Source organism: Mangrovibacter yixingensis, from assembly GCF_020523985.1.
Classification (GTDB): domain Bacteria; phylum Pseudomonadota; class Gammaproteobacteria; order Enterobacterales; family Enterobacteriaceae; genus Mangrovibacter; species Mangrovibacter yixingensis.
The window spans coordinates 90,462-114,891 of sequence record NZ_JAIVKM010000001.1 but is presented as its reverse complement, the minus strand read 5'-3'; the positions used below and the strand labels follow the sequence as shown (position 1 = coordinate 114,891).

Here is a 24,430-nt window from a genome sequence, read left to right as displayed (position 1 = left end):
AAAATTATGTCCACATCGGCGCTGTTACTCATTGCTCTGGCCAGTGTAATACTCTTATTACTACTGGTGATTAAAGCCAAAACACATCCATTTGTTGCTTTATTAATTGTTAGTTTATTAGTGGCATTTACCACCGGCATCCCGGCAGATAAAATTGTTGCCACAATCGAAAAAGGCATGGGCGGTTTGCTAGGCCATATTGCCAGTATTATTATTCTTGGCTCGATGCTGGGTGTGTTAATTGAGATGTCCGGCGGGGCTGAGTCACTGGCGAAAGCCTTTACTGATAAACTGGGGACAAAACATGCCATTGCAGCACTGACGATTGTTGCATTTATCCTCGGCACCCCGGTATTTTTTGAAGTGGGCTTTATCATCATCATTCCACTGATTTATGGATTCAGTAAAGTTGCCAAAGTTTCTCCACTAAAATATGGCCTGCCGATGGCAGGTGTTATGTTAACAGTACACGTCTCATTACCCACTCACCCCGGCCCTGCCGCTGCGGCCGGGATCCTGCACAGTGATGTGGGCTGGCTGATGCTGACCGGGATTTGTGTTTCCATTCTGGTCGGCATCGTGGGGTATTTTGTCGCCCGTGCGATGAATCAGCGCAACTATCATCTGTCCATCAATGTATTTGAACAACAGCAAACGGCTGAGGTACCGGAGTTATCACTCAGTGCGCAGCAAACCCGTTTACCACCCCCCCACGCATTAACCATTGGCGGGTTGATTATTGTTCCAATCGCCCTGATTGTTTCCGGCACGCTTTGCCAGGCACTACTCAGCCCGCATAATGCTGTGCGCCAGTTAATGACCGTTGTTGGCACGCCACCAGTCGCACTGCTGATTTCACTCGGCCTTGCCAGCTGGTTATTGGGCATTCGCCGCAGAATGTCGCTAAAAAAATTGGGTGAAGTCACCGGGAGTGCCATTCCCTCTTCGGCTGATGTCATTTTAGTTGCCGGAGCAGGAGGGGCGTTTGGTGGCGTATTAGTCGCCTCTGGTATTGGTAACGCGCTGGCACAGGCACTGGAAACTATTCATTTGCCCCTGATGCCTGCCGCATTTTTACTGTCTCTGGTTTTACGGGCTTCGCAAGGCTCTGCCACGGTTGCCATTCTGACGACATCCGGCTTGTTGTCTCAGGCGGTAGCAGAGCTGCCACCTTTGCAGCTCGTGCTGGTGACACTGTCAACCTGCTTTGGCGCACTGGGGTTGTCTCATGTGAATGACGCGGGCTTCTGGGTGGTTACCCGTTATATGGGGCTTTCAGTACCGGATGGTCTGAAGACCTGGACCGTGCTGACAACTATCATGGGGATAACAGGTTTTCTTATTACCTGGTTACTGTGGTTCATTCTCTGAATGCAATAACCCGGGCAAAAGGGCTGAGCTATTCTTGAGGCTGATGACAAACCTCATGCCTGCACAGCACCAGAGGATGTAACCCGATAAAAAACCAGTAAAATCAATTTATTGATTTTCACCCGCTAACTAAAAAGAAGGAGAAACCACGTTTCCCCTTCTTTTACTTCAATCTGAAGGATGGCAGAAGCCATCCATTTTTGTCATGCAACAAAACCCAAATCACCCTTCGGTTAGGGTATTAATTCGTAGCCTGCCAACCACCGCCCAATGCGGCTATCAGCGCCACGCTGGCAACCCACTGGGTGCTTTGCAAAGACAGCAGGCTTTGCTGTTCAGACAGGCTGCTGTTTTCTGTGGTGGCGACATCCAGGTAGTCAATCATGCCAGCTTCATACTGGTTGCGCGTTACCCTTGCTGATTCTTTCGCCGCTGCGGTGGCACGCTGTTGTGCCACCACTTCATGCTGCAATGTATTCAGCTCAACCAGGTAATCTTCAACTTCCTGCATGCCTTCCAGCACAGCCTGGCGGTAGTTTGCCACGCTGGCGTCATAGGCGGCTCTCGCCTGGTCAACTTGCGCTGATGTTGCGCCAAAGTCCAGCAACGTGCCACTTAACTCCGGCCCCAGAGACCAGACCCGGTAAGGTAAAGCAAACAGGTTGTGGAACACCGACGATGACGTGCCGCCACTGGCACTCAGAGTGAGATCGGGGAAATAGCCCGCAATCGCCACGCCCACTGCGGCATTGGCTGCCGCCACTTCCCGCTCTGCATAAGCAATATCCGGGCGGCGTTGCAGTAATTGGGACGGTACCGCCTGAGGCATCGCTGGCAAAGTGGCATCCAGTTTTGCCACTGGCAGGCTGAACTCGGCTGGCGCTTTGCCCATTAATAATGCGATAGCGTGCTCAAGCTGAGCACGTTGCCACTGGTAATCCAGCGCGGAAGCACGGGCGCTTTCTAACTGCATTTGTGCCTGCGCCAGTGTTGCACGTGATTCCGTGCCAGCACCGTATTTGTTTTCAATCACAGTAAGATAGCGCTGGTAGGCATCAACACTTTGCTGGTAAAGGGCGATTTTTTCATCCATTACCCGCAACTGAAAATAATCCTGCGCCAGCTCAGACTGGGCACTGAGTGTCATGTTTGCCAGTTCGGCAGCACTGGCCTGGGCACTGGCTTTGTTCTCTTCCAGTGTGCGGCGCAGTTTGCCCCATATATCCAACTCCCAACTGGCACTCAGTTCTGCCTGATGGCTGTTGCTGGTTGTGCGTTGCCCGGTGGTACTGGAACGGCTACCACTACGGGTTGAACTGGCATCATAGCTTAATGAAGGCAGTAGCTCAGCGCGTGACTGTGCCGCCAGCGCCAGCGCTTCCCGGTACTGCGCGGCATAACTGGCGATATTCTGGTTGGAGATAACCACCTGAGTCAGCAACCCATCCAGCACCGGGTCGTGGTACACCGACCACCATGCACCTTTGTTTTTATCATCCTGGGGCGCGGCCTGTTGCCACCCCTGTGCTTCTTTATACTGCAGCGGCATGTTCATTGCCGGGCGGTGGTAATCAGGGCCCACAGCACAGCCACTTAACACCAGCGATAACGCCAGAGCAGTGATTCGCAACGTTCTTTTCATCAATTAAGGTTCCACATGGCGTAAACGGTGCCATCTGCGTTTTGTGGCACGGCTAAGGCTGTCCAGCCAAAGATAAACCACCGGGGTGGTAAACAGAGTTAAGAGCTGGCTGAGTGCAAGCCCACCAGCAATCGCCAACCCTAGCGGGCTGCGTAAATCGGCATCGCCGCCACTGCCGAGCGCAAGAGGTAACGCGCCAAAAAATGCAGCCAGCGTGGTCATCATAATGGGGCGAAAACGCATCAGGCACGCCTGGGTTATTGCTTGTTGAGGAGTGATACCCTGGCGGCGTTCAGCATCCAGCGCAAAATCAATCATCATAATGGCGTTTTTCTTCACAATGCCTATCAGCAAAATGATCCCAATCAGCGCAATCACGGTGAGTTGTGTATTGGTCAGCAGGAGTAACAGCAAAGCCCCTACCCCGGCAGAAGGCAGTGTGGACAATATCGTCAACGGGTGAATATAGCTTTCATACAATACGCCCAACACGATGTAGACCGCCGCCAGAGCCGCAACAATTAACCACGGCATGGTAGCAGTCAGTTCACCAAAGGCTTTTGCCGTGCCCTGGAACCCGGCCTGAATGGAAGACGGTAAGCCAATTTTCGCCAGTGCCTGTTTAATCAGTACCTGCGCCTGTTCCAGCGACACACCATCATTTAGGTTAAAGGCAATGGTGCTGGTCGCAGACTGGCCCTGGTGGGTAACTGAAAGCGGCGCATTTCCGCCAACAAAATGTGCAAAAGCAGATAACGGCACCCGGTCGCCATCATCGTTCACCACGTACAATTCTTTGAGGATATCCGGGTTGCGTGTGTAGTCATCAGCCAGTGTCATTACCACATGGTACTGGTTCAGGGTGTGATAAAGCGTGGCTATTTCGCGCTGGCTGAAGGCATTATTGAGCATGGTATCCAGCATGCTGACATTAACACCCAGGCGCGTTGCCTGGTCGCGGTCTATCTGAATCACCACTTCCTGCCCACCGGTTTGTGAGTCTGAATCGACACTATTCAGTTGTGGAATCGCAGCCAGTGCTGCCTGCACTTTCGGCGTCCAGGTGCGAAGCAGATCCAGGTCATCAGCCTGTAAGCTGTACTGGTATGAGGCATTGGCACTCCGTCCACCAATATGCAAATCCTGCGCAGCCATTAAAAACAGCTGTGCACCGGGGATATTCCGGGTTTTGGCACTCAGCCGGTTTGCCACTTCTGTCGCCGTGGCAGAGCGTTTATCAAAATCTTTCAGGCGTACAAAGAAGTTAGCGGAGTTACGTGAACCAAATCTTCCGCCTCCCATAGATGACATCACGCTTTCTACTGCCGGGTCTGATTTGATGATATTGGTGAACATCAGCATTTTTGGCTTCATTGCCTGGAATGAGATGTTTTGGTCAGCCCGCAGTGCGCCCATCAGCAGGCCGGTATCCTGGTTGGGGAAAAACCCTTTTTGCACGACCGAATAGAGAAACAGGTTCAAAAGTACAGTGAGTAATAAACTCAGCATGGTAAGTTTCTGGTGTTTCATCACCCAGTCCAGCCCGCGCGCATAGGCAGCAAGCAGGCTGTTAAGCTGGTTTTCAATAAACTGGTAAACCGGGTGTGGGCGCTTTGTGACAGCGGGTTTGGCTTTCAACAAGCGTGAGCACAACATGGGGGTCAGGCTCAGGGAGACAAACATCGAAATCAGCAGTGAGACCGTCAAAGTAACAGCAAATTCCCGAAACAGGCGGCCGACAATACTGCCCATCAACAAAATGGGAATAAATACTGCCACCAGCGAAACCGTCATAGACAAGACAGTAAAGCTGACTTCTTTTGCTCCGCGTAACGCCGCACGCACCGGGCTCAGGCCGGATTCAATATGCCGGGAAATGTTCTCCAAAACCACGATGGCATCATCCACAACAAACCCGGTGGATATGATTAATGCCATCAGTGAGAGGTTATCCAGGCTGTAGCCGAGCAGATACATCACGGCACAGGTGCCTATCAGGGAGACAGGCAGAGCCAGCGCCGGAATAATCACGGCCTGAATATTACGTAAGAACACAAATACTACGGCGATAACCAGTAACACAGCTATCAGCAGGGTTTCTTCCGTGTCGTAAAGGGATGCCCTTACCGTTGGCGAGCGGTCCACCACCAGTTGTAACTGGGTATCGGCTGGCAGCTCTTTACGCAAGGCGGGCAGCTTCGCTTTAATGGCGTCAATCGTTTCCAGCATGTTTGCCCCGGCCTGGCGGGTTACCCCCACCATCACCGAAGGCGTGGCGTTCAGAAAACCCGCCTGATATTTGTCTTCCACGGAATCATAAACATGGGCGACATCACTCAGCCGTATCGCATTGCCATTCTGGTAACTCACCACCAGGTTGCGATACTGTGCCGCTTTATCTAACTGCCCATTGCTGTCCACGACCCAGGATTGGGTCTTACCCTGGAGCATCCCTTTTGGCTGGTTGGTCGTGCTGTTCGCCACGGCCTGGCGCACGGTATCAAGCGAAATGCCGTAGTGAGTCAGCTGCTGGGGCTGTAAGTCAATACGCACAGCAGGCAGCGCGCTGCCCATCAGGGAAACCTGGCCCACGCCCTGCACCTGCCCCAGCGATTGTTCAATTTTACTTTCGGCCAGGTCGTAGAGTTCACCGGGGCTGCGGTCACTGGATGTCAGCGCCATCATCACAATGGGCGCGTCGGAAGGGTTGGCCTTACGGTAAGTTGGCAACGATTCCATGCTGCTGGGCAATAAACTACGCGAGGCGTTAATAGCTGCCTGAACATCACGCGCCGCGCCGTTAATATCGCGGTTCAGTTCAAACTGCAGAATGATATTGGTTGACCCTTGGGAACTGCTGGAAGTCATTTCCGTGATACCGGCAATTTGCCCCAGAGCACGCTCCAGCGGTGTGGCAACCGTTGCCGCCATGGTTTCAGGGCTGGCACCAGCCAGGCTGGCGCTGACCATGATTGTGGGGAAATCCACCTGAGGCAAAGGTGCCACCGGCAACAAACGGTAGCCAAGCCCACCCAGCAGGAGAATAGCCAGGGTAAGCAACAAGGTTGCCACCGGGCGGAAGATAAAGAGCCGTGTCAGGTTCATTATTCGCCCCGAGCCTGTTGCTGGCGGCGTTTCACCCAGGCTGAGCCGCGCTGGGCAAGGCCATCAAACCACAGGTAAATTACCGGCGTGGAAAACAGCGTCAGCACCTGGCTGACAATCAGCCCGCCAACAATAACCAACCCCAGCGGTTGGCGCAGTTCAGCCCCTGAACCGGATGCCAGCATCAGTGGCAGTGCGCCCAGTAATGCCGCCATGGTGGTCATCATAATGGGGCGAAAACGTAACAAACACGCCTGATGAATCGCTTCCCTGGGGCTGAGGTGCTGATGGTGTTCGGCTTCCAGCGCGAAGTCGATCATCATGATCGCATTCTTTTTCACAATGCCTATCAGCAGAATAACCCCGATCAGTGCTATCAGGCTAAATTCTGATCCGGCCAGGATCAGGGTGAGTAATGCGCCAACCGCCGCCGATGGCAGTGTGGAAAGAATCGTGACCGGGTGAATAAAGCTTTCATAGAGAATACCCAGCACCACATACATGGTCAGTAACGCGGCGAGGATCAACCACAGTGTATTGCTGGTTGCGCTCTGGAATGCCGCCGTTTCCCCCTGGTAACGCAATGTGATTCCGCTGGGCATCTTGAGTTGCTGGCTGGCATCGCTGATAGCCTGTTGCGCATCATCCAGCGAGTAGCCTTTGTTCAGGTTAAACGACACCATCACCGCCGGGAACTGATTAAGGCGCATATGCATCAGTGAACCAGTGCGTTCATGAATGGTAGCAATGGACGTCAGTTTCACCATTCCCGTGGTGTTTGTACTGGTGCTGGAATCACTGGTTGAATCACTACTGGATGACGAACTGCTACTTGAGCTGCTGCTTCCAGAAGTGCTATCCGTGGTTGAGGTAGTCGATGGCTGCAACCAGATATCATCAAAAGAGGCCGGTGATTGCTGGTATTTCGGTGCCACTTCCAGCACCACGCGGTACTGGTTCGCTTGGGTAAAAATGGTAGAGACCAGGCGCTGGCCGAACGCGTTGTAAAGCGCGGTATCGACATCGGAGGCGGTAATCCCGTAACGGGCTGCTTTGTCGCGGTTCAGTTCAACCCAGGCAACACGACCCTGGTCCTGCAGGTTACTGACTACGCCATTAAATTCCGGGCGTTTTTGTAATGCCGCTACCAGTTTGGGTGTCCAGGTTGCCAGGTCTTCACTGTTGGCATCATCCAGCGTGAACTGATACTGGCTGGGCGTTACCTGGTCATTGACTGTCAGGTCCTGAGCCGGTTGCAGGTAGAGCTGAATCCCGGCTACTTGTTTCGCCGCCTGTTGCAGTTGGCTAATTACCACGTTCGCTTTGTCATCACGCTCATCAAAGGATTTCAGGTTAATTTGAATACGCCCGCTGTTCAGGCTGGTATTGCTGCCATCAATCCCAATGGTGGACGATAAACTTTCCACAGAAGGGTTTTGCAGAATGACTTTTGCCAGGGCCTGCTGGCGTTTTGCCATCTCATTGAATGACACATCCTGGGAAGCCACTGTCACGCCCTGAATCAGGCCAGTATCCTGGGTGGGAAAGAACCCTTTAGGAATGGCGATATACAGCACAGCAGTCAGTACAAATGTTCCCAGAGCTACCAGTAAAGTCAGTTTTTGGTGGTTCAGAACAACGGTAAGCAACCGGTCATAGCCCCGAATCAGGCTGTCAAAAACTTCACCGCCTTTGCGGGAAAAACGCGACTGTTGTTCCGGGGGAATATGGCGCAGCAGATAGGCACACAGCATTGGTGTCAGTGTCAGTGACACCAGCATGGAAACCAGAATAGAGACGGCCAGCGTAATGGCAAACTCGCGGAATAACCGGCCAACCACATCGCCCATAAACAACAGCGGGATCAGCACGGCAATCAGGGAGAAAGTTAGCGAGATGATGGTAAAGCCAATTTGCTGCGACCCTTTAAGCGCCGCCTGCATCGGGGTTTCACCCTCTTCCAGACGCCGGGAAATATTTTCCACCACCACAATGGCGTCATCAATAACAAACCCGGTAGCGATGGTCAGCGCCATCAGCGACAGGTTATTCAGGCTGAAATCCGCAAGGTACATCACCCCAAATGTGCCCACCAGCGATAACGGCACAGCCACACTGGGGATAAGCGTGGCCGCAACATTACGCAGGAACAGGAAGGTCACCATGACCACCAGCGCTATCGACAGCATCAGTTCAAACTGCACATCATGAATGGATGCACGGATTGTCTGGGTACGGTCTGACAGCACCGTCATTTTTACGCCATCGGGCAAGGCCGCCTGCAATTTGGGTAACTGAGCTTTGATGTTATCCACAACCTGGATAACGTTAGCGCCTGGCTGGCGTTGCACACTGATAACAATGGCCGGGTTGTTGTTCGCCCAGGCGGACTGGAACGTATTCTCCGGCCCTTCTTCAATATGCGCGATATCTTTCAGGCGCAACGCCGCACCGTTTTGGTAAGTGAGGATTAGGTTGCCGTATTCCGCCGCCGTGCGCAGCTGATCGTTGGCATCAATGGTCACTGAGTGGTATTTGCCGTCAAACCCACCTTTCGAACCGTTCACATTGCTGTTACTAATCAGTGTGTTGACATCTTCCAGTGTCAGCCCGTGGGCGGCGAGTGCTTTTGGGTCCATCTGCACCCGAATGGCAGGCTGGTGCCCGCCAGCCAGTGTTACCATTCCCACACCAGAGATCTGTGACAATTTGAGCGCCACACGGGTATTCACCAGGTCTTGCACAGAGGTCAGCGGAAGCGTATCTGAACTGGCCGCCAGGGTAATCACCGCGCTGTCTGCCGGGTTGACCTTTTTATACGTTGGCGGGTTAGGTAAATCGCTGGGTAACAGGTTGTTCGCCGCATTGATAGCAGCCTGCACTTCCTGCTCCGCAACATCCAGCGACAACTCCAGGCTAAATTTAAGCGTGATTATTGACGAACCACCGGAACTGGTGGAGGTCATTTGGCTCAACCCCGACATTTGCCCCAACTGGCGTTCCAGTGGTGAAGTGACCGACGAGGCCATCACATCCGGGCTGGCACCTGGGTAGAGCGTGGTAACCTGAATCGTGGGGTAATCCACTTGCGGTAGCGCAGAGGTGGATAAAAAGCGGTAGGCAAATATCCCGGCGATCAATACCCCTACCATGATTAACACGGTAGCGACCGGCCGCATTATAAACAGGCGTGACGGATTCATTTGGCCTCAGGCGCGGTTTTGGTTTGTGTTTCATCCACCACGGAGACTTTGCTGCCGTTAGTCAGACGATCAATCCCTTCGGTTACAACCCGGTCACCCGGTGAAACCCCTTTAAGTATTGCCTGCTGCTCATCGTTAACTTCCGGGCCTGCGGTAACCGCCTGGCGTGTAACGGTATTGTCTTTATTGATAATAAAAACAAAATAGCCTTCATTACTTAACTGCAATGCCTGGCGTGGAATAACCGTTGCGCCTTTGAGCATACTGGTTTGCAGGCGCAGGTTCACAAACTGGTTGGCGTATAAACTTTCATCCTGATTAGGGAAAATCGCTTTCAGCTCCACCGTTCCTGTACTGGTATCAATCTGGTTACTGATAAACTTAACCTCACCGCTTCCCAGTACCGTGCTGTTGTCCTGGTCGAAGGCGGTTGCAGGCAGGCTCTTACCGTTATGCAGTGCTTTTACCAGAACCGGGATGTTGCTTTGTGGCACACTGAATGTCACCGCTGCGGGTTGCATTTGGGTAATGGTGACCAGGCCTGTGCTACTGCTGCTTTCCACCATGTTCCCTGGGTCCACCAGGCGCAAGCCCACCCGGCCACTGACCGGTGCGGTAATACGGGCATATTCCAGATCCAGTTTGGCACTCGCTATTTGTGCTTCATCTGAGGCAACCGCCCCGCGGTATTGCCCAACAGTCGCTATCTGGCTGTCCAGGTCCTGGCGGGCCAGTGAATCCTGCGCATAAAGCTTGCGGTAGCGGGCCAGGGTGAGTTCTGCGCTGTTTAATAACGCTTTATTTTCACTGAGTTCGCCCTGGTACTGGTTCAGCGTCGCCTGGTAAGGGCGTGGGTCTATCTGGGCCAACAACTGCCCGGCAGTCACTTTTTGCCCTTCGGTGAAAAAGACTTTTTCCAGTTGCCCGTCCACCCGGCTGGTGACAGTAACAGAAGCATTAGGAATCACTGTACCCAGTGCATTCAGGTACACCGGCACATCGGCGGTGGTTGCCACCCCACCATGAACCAGCGTAGTGCCACCACCCATCATTTTCATCCCTGGGCCGCCGGGACCGCCGGGACCGCCCGGACCGCCAGGCCCGCCTGCGCTCGTGCCTTTGCCACCAGGAAGTAAACGCCAGACAACGCCAGCAACGATTAACACCACAATCAAAATAATCAGCCATTTCAGCCAGCGTGCGCTCGCGGACCGGGAAGTATTCGTTGTCATTGGACTCTTCAGGTGAATGAAAAAGGAATATGTGTTGGAAAAACAGCGAAAAAGTTTATCACTCGAACGTTCATCACTGCACAATCTATATCGACCAGATTTGTCCTGGTTTCAGAGGGAATTTCATAAAGGAAAGTCTGAAGTGCATTAAGTGCAAAGCAGTATCCCCCTTAAATTACACACCACTCAGGCCAGATTGCACCAGATGTGGGCCAGTGTAAATCAGGGGGCTACTGTTACAGGAAACTTTGAAGTTAATTAGCTCCTGAATATTTCAAAATAATTCAAAAAATAACACAACGTTACAAACGCAAATCATCAGGCACTGGTCTGCGCCATAAACATAATGGTGTCTGAGGTAAAAGAGCCGTCATCCTGAAATGCAAAATGCTGGCGGACTTCTTCCGGTGCCTTGCCCTGCATAGCGCGAATGGCGTCAGATAACACCGGTGGCGTTTTCATGCGCGCAATCCAGCTACCATACTCCAGCGGCAGGCGTTCACACACTAACTGTTTGGTCATCAGCCCGCTTTCACTGGCAAACTGCATCCATTCACTCTGGCTGTAATTACGCACATGGGACGGGTCACGCAGAATTTCGATAGTCTGTAACCAGGTATCCAGCAACGGCGAGCCCGGCGAGACGATATCCATCATAATAAACGTACCGCCCGGTTTCAGTACCCGTTTCACTTCCCGCATCGCTTTGCCAACATCGTGCCAGTGATGGGCGGAATAGCGGCTGATAACAACATCAAAGCAACTGTCACTGAATGGCAGCACTTCCGCCATCCCCTGGCTTACCTGAATATTCCCGAACCCACGCTCACGGGCTGCCTCACTTACCACTGCCAGCATTTGTTCTGATAAATCATAAGCGGTAACCTGCGCCACCTTTTCTGCTGCCACAAAACTGGCGTGGCCTGCGCCGCAACCTAAATCCAGCACACTGGCCTGGTTTTTTTCTGCCAGCCACTCACCCAGGCGCACCAAGTCTGCACCGGCAGAATGTACCTGGCTGGTTAAATATGCCTGAGCCTGCGAGCCAAATTGCTGCCCGGTTAATACATGATGTTTTATCGCCATCGCTATTACCTTTTTTGATTGTATGCGTACAGGTCATTACTCCAGTTACCCACAAAACCGCATGTGCAGAACGATTTATCTCAGGGGTTGAGCTCACTATAGTGAAGTGTTTATATTGGTACAATATTGCCATTTATACTGGTATCAACAGGTACTACTTAATGCAAAACTCGTTATTTTCAGGGCCAAAAGCGCTGGGGGCATTTCTGCGCTCAGTAAGAGAAAATACTGCGCCAGCCGATATTGGTTTACCGGCCATGGGGCGGCGGCGCACCAAAGGGTTGCGCCGGGAAGAAGTGGCGCAATTAAGTGGTATCAGTACCACCTGGTATACCTGGATTGAACAGGGCCGCGATATCGTTGTGTCCGCACAAACCCTGGCTAATATTGCAGAAGTGCTGAAGATGAAGCCCTCTGAGCGCCAGTATTTATTTCACCTGGCACTAAAAAGCGACCCACAGGAAGAACAGATTCAGGTGGTAGAAGAGGAAGTGCTGGCATCCGTGCATCAGGTGGCTTCGCCCTGTTATTTACTGGATATCACCTGGAATATGCTGGCGTGGAACAGTGCGGCGCAAGCTCTGTTTACTGGCTGGCTGGGCTCAGAGCCACGCCCCAACATGATGACGTTTATGTTCCAGCACCCACTGTCTAAAACGCTGGTATGCGACTGGGAAAACCGGGCCAGCAGAATAGTGGCAGAATTAAGAGCAGATACCATGCATTACCAGCATGACCAGGGGCTGAATGCCTTTGTCACCCGCATGAATAATGACAGCGAAACCTTCCGTGAATACTGGTCGCGCCAGCAGGTTGTGGTACGCGAAGGTGGGGAGCGCACATTCCGTAATGCACAAGGGGGCTTGCAGCAATTCCGCCAGGTGTCCTGGCAATTAACCAGCAACCGTTCAGTAAAAATGATTATGCTGATGCCGGAGTAAGCCACATGATTCAGGAGCAGGAGCAAGAGAAATGTATTTATTCACTCAGCTCAACCAGCTATTTTTAGCACCGCCCTGATTTCCAATGTTTTATCCTGAAAAAATATAATATAAAGAGGCCTGTTTCTCAGATTATTATTTTTATCAATAACCCTTGCGAATGAATACCATAACAAGAAATATTCATTTTACCTTTCAGCACAGATATACTCGCCAGTCACCTACTAAATATAGCACTCACAGAATAAACTTTTCTGCCGATATGATTATCCAGGATTAACCGTGCCGATTATTTTACTAATCAGGCCATATCATCACCATATTATGTTATGAATATATTAATGGGGTTCGCATGAAAAAGATCGTTAAATGGTTAACTGCTTTTGCAGTTATCGGTGTTCTGGCAGGGTGTGCCCGTACGGCGCCAATTGATAATGTCAATGCCACAGTCAGTGCCGGTCATTCGGCTGAACAAGTCAAAAGCGCCATCTTAAAAGCAGGAATTCAGCGCCAATGGGTAATGAATGAGACTTCACCGGGTGTTATCTCTGCCCGCCAGCAATCTCATGGGCATGTTGCAGAAGTACGCATCACCTATTCCGCAAACAGTTATGCGATTAATTACGTAAGCAGCATTAACCTGCGCGCATCCGGTGGAAAAATTCATAAAACCTATAACCGTTGGATCGGGAATCTGGACCGGGATATTCAGTTAAACCTGGCCAGTGGTGCAATGTAAGCACTGACAGACATTAACCGGGCACACTGCCCGGTTGTCTACTTTGACACTGTTTACAAGGTTATTCTTGATGTACGAGCAGGATACACTCAGCGCGCTGGATGCCATTACCGAAGCACAACGGATTGCTTTTGCACCCATGTTATTTCAAACCGCATTATGTTTGCGTAATTCGGGGATTCTTGCCTTTCTGGATAAACAAGGGTCAGCAGGCGCAACGCTGGAAAATATTGTCGGGGAAAGTACACTCAGCGAATATGCGGTCAGCGTTTTGCTGGATTGCGGTTTAAGTGGCCGGATTATTACCCGCAAAGAATCCTGCTATTGTTTGTCTAAAGTTGGGCATTTTTTACTGCACGATTCGATGACCCGCGTGAACATGGATTTCACTCAGGATGTCTGTTACCAGGGCATGTTCTATCTGTCTCAGGCACTGGAAGAGACACAACCTGCAGGCCTGAAAGTGTTCAGTGATGAGCCGACGATTTACCCGGTATTATCTCAACTCCCCTCACCTGCCAGGGAGAGTTGGTTCGCCTTTGACCATTACTACTCAGATATCGCATTCAATACCATTCTGCCGCTCATTTTTGCCGCTAAACCACGCACCTTATTTGATATTGGCGGAAATACCGGGAAACTGGCGATACGTTGTTGTGAATACGATGAAAATATCGCCGTCACTATTTTGGATCTTCCACAACAAATTGCGCTGGCGCGCGAAAATATCGAAAAAGTGGGATTTTTCCATCGGATTCATTGCCACGAAATTGATATGCTCAGTAGCCAACCCCTACCTGATGGCGCAGATATTTGGTGGATGAGCCAATTTCTGGATTGTTTTTCACCCGAACAAATTGTTGCTATTTTAAGCAAAATAGCCCAAATAATGAAGCCGGGTGCGCAATTGTATATAATGGAACTGTTTTGGGACGTACAAAAATTTGAAGCCGCAGCCTTCAGCCTGAATGCCACTTCGTTATACTTCACTTGTATGGCGAATGGTAACAGTCGTTTTTACAGTTTCGAAAAATTTAATCACTACCTTGAGTTAGCTGGATTCCAGGTAAAACAACGCCATGACAATCTGGGTATCGGGCATACCTTATTGATATGCGAACCTTTTTAATACATTAATACGCGGCAGGCTTTGAGAATGGTCTGACCTACCAAATAACAGTTTTATCGCAGAAGCGCGTTGATGAAATTTGCACTTGATATTATTGACTGGCAGGCACGGGCTCCAGGGCTTGGCGAGGCAGCAGAGTGGTTGCACTGGGCACAGCACCTCTGTGGCATAGACCCGAGCGCCCCCCAGGCAAAACTCACCGCATTACCCATGATGACCGCCAGGCGCCTGAATTCCGGGAGCAAACTGGCGGTTGAATGCGGGCTTAACATGTTGAGTAAGCACAGCATTGACGCGGTGCTTTATACCAGCCGCCACGGCGAACTGGAGCGCAACTACCGTATTCTGAATGCGCTGGCAGATGGCCAACCAGTCTCGCCAACTGATTTTGCTATGTCTGTCCATAATTCTGCGGTTGGTAATCTGACTATTGCCGCCCGCCAACCCGCTGTGACATCTTCATTATCTGCCGGTATGGATACCTTCCAGCAAGGCTTATGCGAAGTTATCTGCCTGCTGCAGGCCGGTTACCAACGCGTATTAATTGTCGATTTCGATGGTGCTTTGCCGGAGTTTTACCACCCGGGTATGCCTGCCACGATGCCATGCTGGGCATTCGCTACCGCGCTGGTGATTGCACCGGGGCAAAAACTGTCCTGTGAAACAACCTGCGATGCTGATGGCACCGAAGCCGCATTACCGCAAAGTTTACAATTTCTGCAGCATTACCTGCGTGGCGAACCGGAATTCAGCATACCTGGTGAGCGCTTAACCTGGCACTGGAGCCGTTCATGAAATGGCTAAACCAGGCCTGGCGGCTGGTGACGACCGGGTTGTGTTTTGCACTGTTTGGCCTGGGTGGTCTGGTATTGTCTTTAGTCTGGTTTAATTTGTTGTTGATTGTTGTGCGTAACAAAGATAAGCGACGCAGTCTGGCCAGGCGCAGTATTTCTGCTTGTTTTCGTAGTTTTTTATTCATAACAAAATATACCGGAACGCTAAATTATCGCATTGAAGGTGCCGATATATTAAAACAGGAACGCGGTTGTCTGGTGGTAGCAAATCACCCAACGCTGATAGATTATGTTTTGCTGGCATCGGTAATGCCGGAAACAGACTGCCTGGTTAAAAGCCAGTTACTGAAGAACCCCTTTGTCAGTGGAGTAATTCGGGCAGCTGATTACCTGATTAATAGCGAAGCCGACACGCTATTGTCTGAAAGCCAGAAGCGGCTGGCGCGGGGAGAAACGTTGTTGATTTTTCCTGAAGGAACCCGCACGCGGCAAGGGCAGGACATGGTATTACAACGTGGTGCCGCAAATATTGCTGTACGTTGCCAGTGCGATTTACGTGTCGTGACAATCCATTGTAGCGAACACCTGCTCGATAAGCAGAGCCACTGGTATAACGTTCCGCCCACAAAGCCCGAATTTACGGTATGGGTTAAAGAACGTATTGCGGTAAAACCCTTTACTCAAGCTGATGCTCAGGTGCCAACCCGGGCTGTAAGGCAACTTAATAAGCACCTTTTACAGAAATTACAATTAGTTAATGATCCATTTTGGGGATGAATGATGCAAGCGCTTTACCTTGAGATTAAAAATCTCATTATTAATACACTGAATTTAGATGAACTCACAGCCGACGATATTGATACAGAGGCCGCTTTGTTTGGTGACGGTCTTGGCCTTGATTCTATTGATGCACTGGAGCTCGGTCTGGCGGTAAAAAACCAGTATGGTGTCGTGTTGTCTGCCGAAAGCGAAGAAATGCGCCAGCACTTCTATTCCGTCGCGACCCTGGCCGCGTTTATCAATTCCCAACGTTCCTGAGAATGCATTCATCATGACTGAACAAACTGACCAGAACGCAATCTATCAGGAAGTTTCGGCACTACTGTGCAAATTGTTTGAGATAGATGCAGACAGTATCACCCCTGAAGCCCGCCTGTACGAAGACCTTGAACTCGACAGCATTGATGCGGTTGACATGATTGTGCATGTGCAGAAAAAAACGGGCAAAAAAATCAAGCCGGAAGAATTTAAGGCTGTTCGCACGGTGCAGGATGTTGTTGATGCCGTTGAACGGTTAATGAAAGAAGATTGATTTGCCGTGCGGCATGTTTATCAACGGTTGCTGGTGCTGATAACGGCATTAATGCTGCTGGCATGGCCTTTTCTCGTCTGGTTTGGTCTGGCGCATAACGGCCTGCACTGGTTGCTACCCGTAATGGCATTACTGTTGGTTTTTCGCCTCAGGCAAGTCCGGCGAAGAACAGGCCCCCTGCGCCTTGTGGCACTGAGCGTAGCCGCCGCCGGGTTAGTGCTGTGCGTTGCCAGTTTAGTGTTACGCACTCATCAGTTACTGCTTTTCTACCCCGTAGTTGTAAACCTGGTCATGCTGGTGCTGTTTGGTGGATCACTTTTTACATCCATGCCACTGGTTGAGCGCATCGCACGCCTGAAAGAGCCACAATTACCACCGGAAGGGGTACGGTACACTCGCCGGGTCACACAAATCTGGTGCGTATTTTTTGTCGCTAACGGTAGCATCGCGCTCGGTACAGCGCTGTCAGGGAACCTGGCGCTCTGGACCACCTGGAACGGGCTAATCGCTTATTTTCTTATGGGCGGTTTAATGGCTGGTGAGTGGCTGGTGCGCCGCAGGGTAATGAAACGAGAAAGACCATGACACACACACTTCCCTTGTCTCAGTGGCTGGGCAATACGCGTGCTGATACAACCCTCATTGCCTGGCTCGGCGATAATACCTGGACACAAGCCAGGCTGCGCTACGATGTCGCACGGCTACTGGCCCAACTCAATAACCACCCTGGTGAGCGCTGGGCACTGTGCTTTGAAAACAGTTACCTGTTTATTGTTACGTTACTGGCAACGCTCTGTGCGCGAAAGATTCCGGTTATTCCCGGCCATTCCCGTGTCGCATTGCTGAAAGAGCAGAGTGTGTTTTTTGACGGGATATTGAGCGATAAGCTCCTGTCATGGCCTGAAAACTTACTGGTTGTCTCTTCGCCTGGTGACGCACCGATTACAAATCAACCACCGCTTCCTGTTATAGACGATAACCAGTTTCTCGAATTATTTACCTCAGGGTCGACCGGGCAACCGAAGCGGGTGGTAAAGCGCATTGCCACACTGGACCAGGAAGCCCGCATTTTGGCAGCCCGGTTCGCGCCACAGATGGCAGACTGCCGGGTTGTTGCATCGGTGGTTCCTCAGCATTTATACGGCCTCACCTTTCGTATTGTTCTGCCTATGGCATTAGGCCTGCCATTCCATGCAGCCATGCTGTATTACGCAGAGCAACTGACGGCGTTAAGCCCACAATATCGTTATGTATTTATCAGTAGCCCGGCATTTCTTAAACGCCTGGATAACCAGTTGCCCGCACCACAAGTGGCCATGACGTTTTCCGCTGGCGGCATTCTGCCCTGGCATGATGTGCAATATACCCACGACTGGCTGGGTCACACTGTCGATGAAATCTATGGCAGTACCGAAACCGGGATTTTAGCGTGGCGGCACAGAGAGCAGGACCAACAGCCGTGGGTTCCCTTCCCGGGGGTTTATTTTGCGCATCAGGCTGAAAAATACATTGCCCACTCGCCACTGATTGATAACCCGTCAGGACTGATACTGGACGATATGCTGGAACTCAATGATGACGGCAGTTTCCAGTTATCCGGGCGACGGGGCCGCGTAGTAAAAATCGAAGAGAAACGGATTTCATTAACTGAAGTTGAGCAGCGCCTGTTGGAGCTGGATGGTGTGAAAGATGCCGCTGTACTCCCGGTATCCAGGGGTGGCCGCCAGGGGATTGGAGCCTTGCTGGTACTGGATGAAAAACATGGTTCGTTATGGAGTTCATCCAATAAAAAAACGCTGGAATTTGCCTGGCGGCAGGCTTTATTGCCCTGGCTTGAGCCGGTTGCCATACCGCGCTACTGGCGAGTGATTGAAGAAATCCCGGTAAACAGCATGAATAAACGTGTCTATGGGCAGTTGCAGGAGCTATTCCATGAAACCTCGTGAAATTGCACGCACGGCTGTGCAGCCCAATGAGAAAGAGTTTGTGCTGGCCCTTGACCCGGAACTGTTTTGGTTTCGCGGGCATTTTGCCATACAACCTTTATTGCCAGGCGTAGCCCAACTTGACTGGGTGATGCATTACGCCATAACAGAACTGGCTCCGGGCTTTCGTTTTCTCAGTATTCAGAATGTGAAGTTCCAGTCGCCACTGCTGCCAGGCAACATTGTCACCCTGGCTATTCGCTGGCTTCCTGAAAAGCAAATGCTTACGTTCAGTTATCACCGCCATGATGGTGATGAGCGCCATTCAGCCAGTAGCGGGAAGATAAAACTATGCCGTTAGACTTCTCACCCTGCGTTGTCATTCCTTGCTATAACCATGGCGCAATGATGGCCGAAGTATTGTCGCGTCTGGCTCCTTTCGCTCTGCCTTGTTTTATTGTGGACGACGGAAGTGATTCAGCCACACAGCGCCAACTGGAAGCACTGGCTAATGGCAACAACCATGTGCAACTGATTCGCCTGGCGCAAAACGCAGGCAAAGGCGCGGCCGTGATCCACGGCTTAACGGTGGCGGCCCAACAAGGCTTTACCCATGCGGTACAAGTCGATGCCGATGGCCAGCACGCCATTGAAGATATTCCTGCACTGCTGGCGCTGGCTCAGCAATATCCGGACGACCTGATTTCCGGAACGCCCATTTATGACGACTCCATTCCCCGTTCGCGGTTGTATGGCCGCTGGATAACCCACATCTGGGTTTGGATAGAAACCCTGTCACTGCAACTGAAAGACAGCATGTGTGGGTTCCGCGTTTACCCAATTGCCCCAACGTTACACCTGGCAAACCAGGTGACGTTAGGCAAACGGATGGACTTTGATACAGAAGTGATGGTGCGCCTCTACTGGCAAGGCCACAACAGCCATTTTGTCCCAACCCGCGTGACCTACCCGGAAGATGGGTTATCCCATTTTGACGCGTTTAAAGACAATGTGCGTATCTCGTGCATGCACACGCGCCTGTTCTTTGGCATGTTGCCACGCCTTCCGGCCCTTCTTCTGCGCCAGCGCCGAACTCAGCACTGGGCAAAACAGCAGGAAGTGAGTGGGCTGTGGGGAATGCGTATCATGCTGAAGGTTTGGCAGTACCTGGGGCGCAACGCATTCTCGGTTTTACTGTGGCCAGTGGTCGCGGTTTACTGGCTACTGGCTCGCCGGGCGCGCACTGCATCGCAGCAGTGGCTGAGCCGGGTAAGAACGCGCCTGACGGAACAACAACGCCCGGTGCCGCCACGCCTTAACAGTTATTTTCACTTTTTGCGCTTCAGCCAGTCCATGCTGGATAAAATCGCCAGTTGGCGGGGTGAATTACAGCCAGGTAAGCAGATTCAGTTCGCCCCCGGCGCACAAGAGCACCTGGACTTAACCTCTCCTCAAGGTAAGTTATTACTGGCCTCCCATTTGGGCGATGTTGAAGTCTGCCGGGCACTGGCTCAGCTTAAGGGCGGCAAAACCATCAATGCCCTGGTCTTTCATGAAAATGCACAGCGGTTTAAACAAATCATGGAAGAGATGGCACCGCAGGCGGGGCTGAACCTGATTCCGGTCAATGATATCGGGCCAGAAACCGCCATGTTGCTCAAAGAAAAGCTCGACCAGGGTGAGTGGGTTGCCATTGTTGGTGACCGCCTGGCCGTTAACCCACAACGGGGCGACTGGCGGGTCACCTGGAGCAACTTCATGGGGCATCCGGCACCCTTTCCGCAAGGGCCATTTATTCTGGCTGCCATTATGCGTTGCCCGGTTTTCCTGCTGTTTGCTCTTTCGCAACACGGGCAACTGTGTATCCACTGTGAACCCTTTGCCAACCCGCTATTGCTCCCCCGGAGCAACCGCCAGCAGGCATTACAGCAGGCTATTGACCGTTATGCTGAGCGGCTGGAGCATTATGCCCTCCTCTCGCCACTGGACTGGTTCAACTTTTTTGATTTCTGGCGCCTGCCCGACGCCGACGATAAGGAGTAACAGGTGTTAAACAACCCACGTTTCACCACGGAAGTCACGCTGACCATTCCTTTTCATGATGTCGATATGATGGGTGTGGTGTGGCACGGAAACTATTTTCGGTATTTCGAAATTGCCCGGGAAGCGTTACTCAACCAGTTCAATTATGGTTACCGGCAAATGAAGGAGTCCGGTTATGTCTGGCCTGTGGTTGATACCCGGGTGAAATACCGCGATGCACTGACTTTCGAGCAAAAAATTCGCGTGCGGGCCCAGGTCACCGAATACGAAAACCGCCTGCGCATCGACTACCAAATTTTTGATGATGCTTCAGGGAAGCGCACTACCACGGGCTATACCATTCAGGTTGCCGTAGAAGAAGCCAGCCGGGAAATGTGTTTTATCAGCCCGCCGGTGCTGTTTGAACGTATGGGAGTTACGCAATGAAATACTGGGCACTCGTCTTCACTCTGTTCAGCCATTTTGCCTGTGCCATTACGCTGGATGAGCTGCAACAGCGTTTCACGCAAACGCCGGTTATCCGTGCACATTTCGAGCAAACCCGCACTATTAAAGATATGCCTCAGCCGCTGTTATCTCAGGGAGATATGCTGATTGCTCGTGACCAGGGGTTGCTATGGGACCAGAAAACGCCCTTTTCTATGTTACTGATGTTGAACAATACCCGCATGGTGCAAATCATTAACGGGCAGCCACCACAAGTAGTTACGGCTGAAAATAACCCGCAAATGTTTCAGTTCAACCATTTGTTGCGTGCGCTGTTTCAGGCCGACAGAAGCGTTCTGGAACAAAACTTCCGCCTTGATTTTCAGGATAAAGGCCAGGGGCACTGGTCATTACGTTTGCAGCCTATTACCACACCGCTGGATAAGATTTTCACTTCGATCGACCTGGCCGGGCAGACCTGGCTTGACAGTATCCAACTCTACGACAAGCAAGGCGACCAAACCCGAATTGTGCTTTCTGACCACCGTTTAACGCCCGCGACATTAACCGATGAAGAGCGTAAACGCTTTGACGAACACTAATTCCCGCACTCCGGCTTACCTGTGGGGGGCGTTTTGCCTCGCCATGCTGGCGGCATTACTCTGCATTCTGCCGGGAGCCAAAATAAACAGCAGTGTACTGGCGATGTTGCCAGAACAGGCCACTGGCAATATGCCACCGGCACTGAACGATGCATTTGTCACGCGCCTCGACAGGCAACTGGTGTGGTTGGTAAGCCCAGGCAAAGCAGCACAGCCTCAGGCCGCCTGGTTCTGGCTGAATGCGCTGCAACACAATCCGTTATTCAGTGATGTAAAAGGGCCAATGGACGCGGCCAGCCAGCAAGCCTGGGGCGCTTTTTACTGGCAACACCGCAATGGGCTGATTGACAGTGCGACAAGGCAACGCCTTGAGAAGGGTGGAAACGCACAGGCGCAATGGGTGCTGGCCCAGCTTTACTCAGCATTTTCCGGGGTCAGTGCCAAAGAGTTGCATAACGACCCACTGATGCTGATGCGTGGCGCACAGTTGGCACAAGCGCAAAGCGGCCAGAAACTCCGCCTGATGGATGGTTGGCTGGTTACCCAGGATGACCAGGGGCGTTACTGGTATTTAATACATGGCGAACTGGCAGGCCACGCTTTTGATATGCACCAGAACCACCAGCTTGTTACCACGCTGGCAGCACTGGAACAACAGTTGAAAGCCGCTTACCCCGATGCCCGCCTGCTCTCCCGGGGTACTGTCTTTTACAGTGATTATGCCAGTCAGCAAGCCAAACGGGATATGTCCTCTCTGGGCACAGTGACCATTATTGGTGTGTTACTGCTGATCTTTGCCACTTTCCGCTCACTACGCCCGTTACTGTTATGTCTGCTCTCCATTGCCATGGGCGCGTTGGCTGGCACACTGCTGACCCTGCTTATCTTTGGTGAATTACACCTGATGACGCTGGTAATGAGCATGAGCATTATTGGGATTTCAGCTGATTACTCGCTCTATTATTTAACTGAGCGTATGGTGCATGGTGAAGCCGTAACCCCATGGGAAAGCCTGGCCAAAGTGCGTAATGCCCTGCTGCTGGCATTATTAACCACCATTGCCGCATACCTGCTGATGATGCTCACGCCATTCCCAGGAATACGCCAGATGGCGGTGTTTGCAGCTGCCGGTTTAAGTGCATCCTGCCTGACAGTTCTATTCTGGCACCCGTGGTTAAGCCAGCGGCTGCCTGTTCGCCCGGTACCTGCGATGGCGTTGTTGCTGCGCTGGCTGGCAGCATGGCGGCGCAACAACATACTGCGCATTGGGCTGCCTTGTGGGCTGTTTTGCCTGTGCCTGGCAGGCCTCAGCCAGGTGCGCATCAATGATGACATCACGCAGCTCCAGGCACTGCCACAATCATTACTCACTCAGGAAAAAACCATTACCCGGTTAACCGGGCAAAATCTCGAACAGAAGTGGTTTGTGGTTTACGGCAAAAATGCCCAACAAACTCTGGAACGCCTGGAAGCCCTGAAGCCCAAACTGGATAAAGCCCAGCGACAAGGGGTTATTCACCAGTACCGCACTGTCGGCCTGAATTCATTAAAGCGCCAGGCAGCAGATTTAGCGCTGCTGCACCAGGCGGCACCCGCGGTAGAAAAGGCACTGAGCCAGGCAGGTATCACGCCGTTCACACCGGATTTAACGCCCATGCCGGTTACCGTGCCTCAATGGCTGGCAAGCCCGGCAAGTGAAGGCTGGCGGCTGATGTGGATGACGCTTCCTGACGGAACCAGTGGTGTTCTGGTTCCGGTAGATGGAGTGGATGCCCAAAAGAGTGTGATTATGGCAGGCATTGCTCAGCAATTACCGGGTGTGAGCTGGGTTGACCGTAAAGCCGCTTTCGACACGCTATTTTCCCATTACCGCACGGTACTTACCCGCTTATTACTGGTGGCGCTGGCAGTCATTGCAGCCGGTGCAATACTCCGCCTGGGGTTACGTAAAGGCCTGGTCACCCTGGTTCCATCTGTTTTGTCGTTAGCTTGTGGCCTGGCCGCACTGGCGTTCAGCCAGCATGCCGTAAACCTGTTTTCATTACTGGCACTGGTCCTGGTTCTGGGCATTGGGATTAACTACACCTTGTTTTTCAGTAACCCGCGTGGCACCCCGGTGACCTCATTGCTGGCAATCACGCTGGCAATGCTGACAACATTATTAACCCTCGGCATGCTGGTTTTCAGCACGACACAGGCAATCAGCAGCTTTGGTATTGTCCTGGTCAGTGGCATTTTCTCAGCATGGCTGCTCTCCCCACTTGCCATGCCCAATAAAAAGAGAAAAGTGAAATGATTAAACGTGTGTTGTTTTCTACCTTCTTATGCCTTGCCACCACGTTGATCAGCGGGTGCAGCTACCACAAAAACGCAAGTGTTGCCGGGCGGCCTCAAGCCTGGCTGGAGCCGGGTACCCGTGTCACACTCCCTGCGCCAGGTATTTCTCCAGCAGTGAATTCCCAACAATTGCTCACTGGGTCTTTTAACGGGAAGACTCAGTCACTGTTGGTAATGCTGAATGCTGACGATAAAAAAGTCGCGCTGGCGGGGCTGTCATCTATTGGTATTCGTCTATTTTTAGTGACCTATGACAAAACAGGATTGCATACCGAACAGTCGATAGTGGTTCCACAATTGCCTCCGGCAAGCCAGGTGCTGGCAGATGTTATGCTCAGCCACTGGCCGCTCAGTGCATGGCAACCACAATTACCCCGCGGCTGGACACTGCAGGACAGTGGCGATAAACGCGAACTGCGTAACGCTAAAGGGGCATTAATCACCGATATTACCTATATACAACGCAAAGGCCGCCGTGAGCCAATAAGCATTGAGCAACACGCGTTTAAATACCACATCACCATTCAATACCTGGGCGACTGA

At 51.8% G+C, this 24,430-nt stretch carries 20 protein-coding genes and 1 pseudogene; 16 read left to right on the top strand and 5 right to left on the bottom strand.

What is annotated here, in order from left to right:
• Positions 1-6: 6 nt before the first annotated feature.
• Positions 7-1,371 carry a GntP family transporter gene (locus LC084_RS00610; protein ID WP_226568467.1) on the top strand — a complete coding sequence of 455 codons (1,365 nt, stop codon included), beginning with the start codon at positions 7-9 and terminating at the stop codon, positions 1,369-1,371.
• A 241-nt stretch (positions 1,372-1,612) separates the two neighbouring features.
• Here LC084_RS00610 and LC084_RS00605 read toward each other — a convergent pair whose 3' ends face one another.
• From LC084_RS00605 to LC084_RS00585, 5 genes are all read right to left on the bottom strand, one after another.
• Positions 1,613-3,013, bottom strand: a complete 1,401-nt coding sequence (locus tag LC084_RS00605; RefSeq protein ID WP_226568466.1) for an efflux transporter outer membrane subunit — start codon at positions 3,011-3,013, stop codon at positions 1,613-1,615.
• Between the two features lie 3 nt (positions 3,014-3,016).
• Positions 3,017-6,118 carry a multidrug efflux RND transporter permease subunit gene (locus LC084_RS00600; protein ID WP_226568464.1) on the bottom strand — a complete coding sequence of 1,034 codons (3,102 nt, stop codon included), beginning with the start codon at positions 6,116-6,118 and terminating at the stop codon, positions 3,017-3,019.
• Positions 6,118-9,321, bottom strand: coding sequence for an efflux RND transporter permease subunit (locus LC084_RS00595; RefSeq protein WP_226568462.1), 3,204 nt, complete (start codon positions 9,319-9,321; stop codon positions 6,118-6,120). Before LC084_RS00595 ends, LC084_RS00600 begins: the two co-directional genes overlap by 1 nt.
• The gene (locus LC084_RS00590; protein WP_226568460.1) at positions 9,318-10,553 is read right to left on the bottom strand and encodes an MdtA/MuxA family multidrug efflux RND transporter periplasmic adaptor subunit; all 1,236 of its coding nucleotides are present in this window, start codon (positions 10,551-10,553) and stop codon (positions 9,318-9,320) included. Before LC084_RS00590 ends, LC084_RS00595 begins: the two co-directional genes overlap by 4 nt.
• 318 nt (positions 10,554-10,871) lie before the next feature.
• Positions 10,872-11,639, bottom strand: coding sequence for a class I SAM-dependent methyltransferase (locus LC084_RS00585; protein WP_226568458.1), 768 nt, complete (start codon positions 11,637-11,639; stop codon positions 10,872-10,874).
• A 161-nt stretch (positions 11,640-11,800) separates the two neighbouring features.
• On the opposite strand from LC084_RS00585, the gene LC084_RS00580 reads away from it, so the two are divergent.
• The 15 genes and pseudogenes from LC084_RS00580 to LC084_RS00510 all read left to right on the top strand — a co-directional run bounded on the left by LC084_RS00580 (position 11,801) and on the right by LC084_RS00510 (position 24,430).
• Positions 11,801-12,580 carry a helix-turn-helix transcriptional regulator gene (locus tag LC084_RS00580; protein WP_226568456.1) on the top strand — a complete coding sequence of 260 codons (780 nt, stop codon included), beginning with the start codon at positions 11,801-11,803 and terminating at the stop codon, positions 12,578-12,580.
• A 352-nt stretch (positions 12,581-12,932) separates the two neighbouring features.
• Positions 12,933-13,319 (top strand): lipoprotein, encoded by a 387-nt coding sequence (locus LC084_RS00575; RefSeq protein WP_226568454.1) that lies wholly within the window; start codon positions 12,933-12,935, stop codon positions 13,317-13,319.
• A gap of 70 nt (positions 13,320-13,389) precedes the next feature.
• Positions 13,390-14,448, top strand: coding sequence for a class I SAM-dependent methyltransferase (locus tag LC084_RS00570; RefSeq protein ID WP_226568453.1), 1,059 nt, complete (start codon positions 13,390-13,392; stop codon positions 14,446-14,448).
• Between the two features lie 72 nt (positions 14,449-14,520).
• Positions 14,521-15,243 carry a beta-ketoacyl synthase chain length factor gene (locus LC084_RS00565; protein WP_226568452.1) on the top strand — a complete coding sequence of 241 codons (723 nt, stop codon included), beginning with the start codon at positions 14,521-14,523 and terminating at the stop codon, positions 15,241-15,243.
• Positions 15,222-16,042, top strand: a pseudogene (locus tag LC084_RS00560) (lysophospholipid acyltransferase family protein). Before LC084_RS00565 ends, LC084_RS00560 begins: the two are co-directional and overlap by 22 nt.
• Positions 16,023-16,280 (top strand): phosphopantetheine-binding protein, encoded by a 258-nt coding sequence (locus LC084_RS00555; protein WP_036104525.1) that lies wholly within the window; start codon positions 16,023-16,025, stop codon positions 16,278-16,280. Before LC084_RS00560 ends, LC084_RS00555 begins: the two are co-directional and overlap by 20 nt.
• 13 nt (positions 16,281-16,293) lie before the next feature.
• The gene (locus LC084_RS00550; RefSeq protein WP_036104276.1) at positions 16,294-16,554 is read left to right on the top strand and encodes an acyl carrier protein; all 261 of its coding nucleotides are present in this window, start codon (positions 16,294-16,296) and stop codon (positions 16,552-16,554) included.
• A gap of 51 nt (positions 16,555-16,605) precedes the next feature.
• Complete coding sequence (locus LC084_RS00545; RefSeq protein WP_226571094.1) at positions 16,606-17,139, top strand: COG4648 family protein; 534 nt, start codon at positions 16,606-16,608, stop codon at positions 17,137-17,139.
• The gene (locus LC084_RS00540) at positions 17,136-18,500 is read left to right on the top strand and encodes an AMP-binding protein (RefSeq protein ID WP_226568451.1); all 1,365 of its coding nucleotides are present in this window, start codon (positions 17,136-17,138) and stop codon (positions 18,498-18,500) included. Before LC084_RS00545 ends, LC084_RS00540 begins: the two co-directional genes overlap by 4 nt.
• Entirely contained in the window at positions 18,487-18,840 is a 354-nt protein-coding gene (locus tag LC084_RS00535) for an ApeI family dehydratase (RefSeq protein WP_226568450.1), read from the top strand. Before LC084_RS00540 ends, LC084_RS00535 begins: the two co-directional genes overlap by 14 nt.
• Positions 18,831-20,522, top strand: coding sequence for a glycosyltransferase family 2 protein (locus LC084_RS00530; RefSeq protein WP_226568449.1), 1,692 nt, complete (start codon positions 18,831-18,833; stop codon positions 20,520-20,522). Before LC084_RS00535 ends, LC084_RS00530 begins: the two co-directional genes overlap by 10 nt.
• 3 nt (positions 20,523-20,525) lie before the next feature.
• Positions 20,526-20,948 (top strand): acyl-CoA thioesterase, encoded by a 423-nt coding sequence (locus LC084_RS00525; protein ID WP_036104298.1) that lies wholly within the window; start codon positions 20,526-20,528, stop codon positions 20,946-20,948.
• Complete coding sequence (locus tag LC084_RS00520; RefSeq protein WP_226568448.1) at positions 20,945-21,550, top strand: outer membrane lipoprotein carrier protein LolA; 606 nt, start codon at positions 20,945-20,947, stop codon at positions 21,548-21,550. The genes LC084_RS00525 and LC084_RS00520 overlap by 4 nt, the downstream gene beginning before the upstream one ends.
• Entirely contained in the window at positions 21,537-23,846 is a 2,310-nt protein-coding gene (locus tag LC084_RS00515) for an MMPL family transporter (protein ID WP_404808200.1), read from the top strand. The genes LC084_RS00520 and LC084_RS00515 overlap by 14 nt, the downstream gene beginning before the upstream one ends.
• Positions 23,843-24,430 (top strand): DUF3261 domain-containing protein, encoded by a 588-nt coding sequence (locus LC084_RS00510; protein WP_226568446.1) that lies wholly within the window; start codon positions 23,843-23,845, stop codon positions 24,428-24,430. The genes LC084_RS00515 and LC084_RS00510 overlap by 4 nt, the downstream gene beginning before the upstream one ends.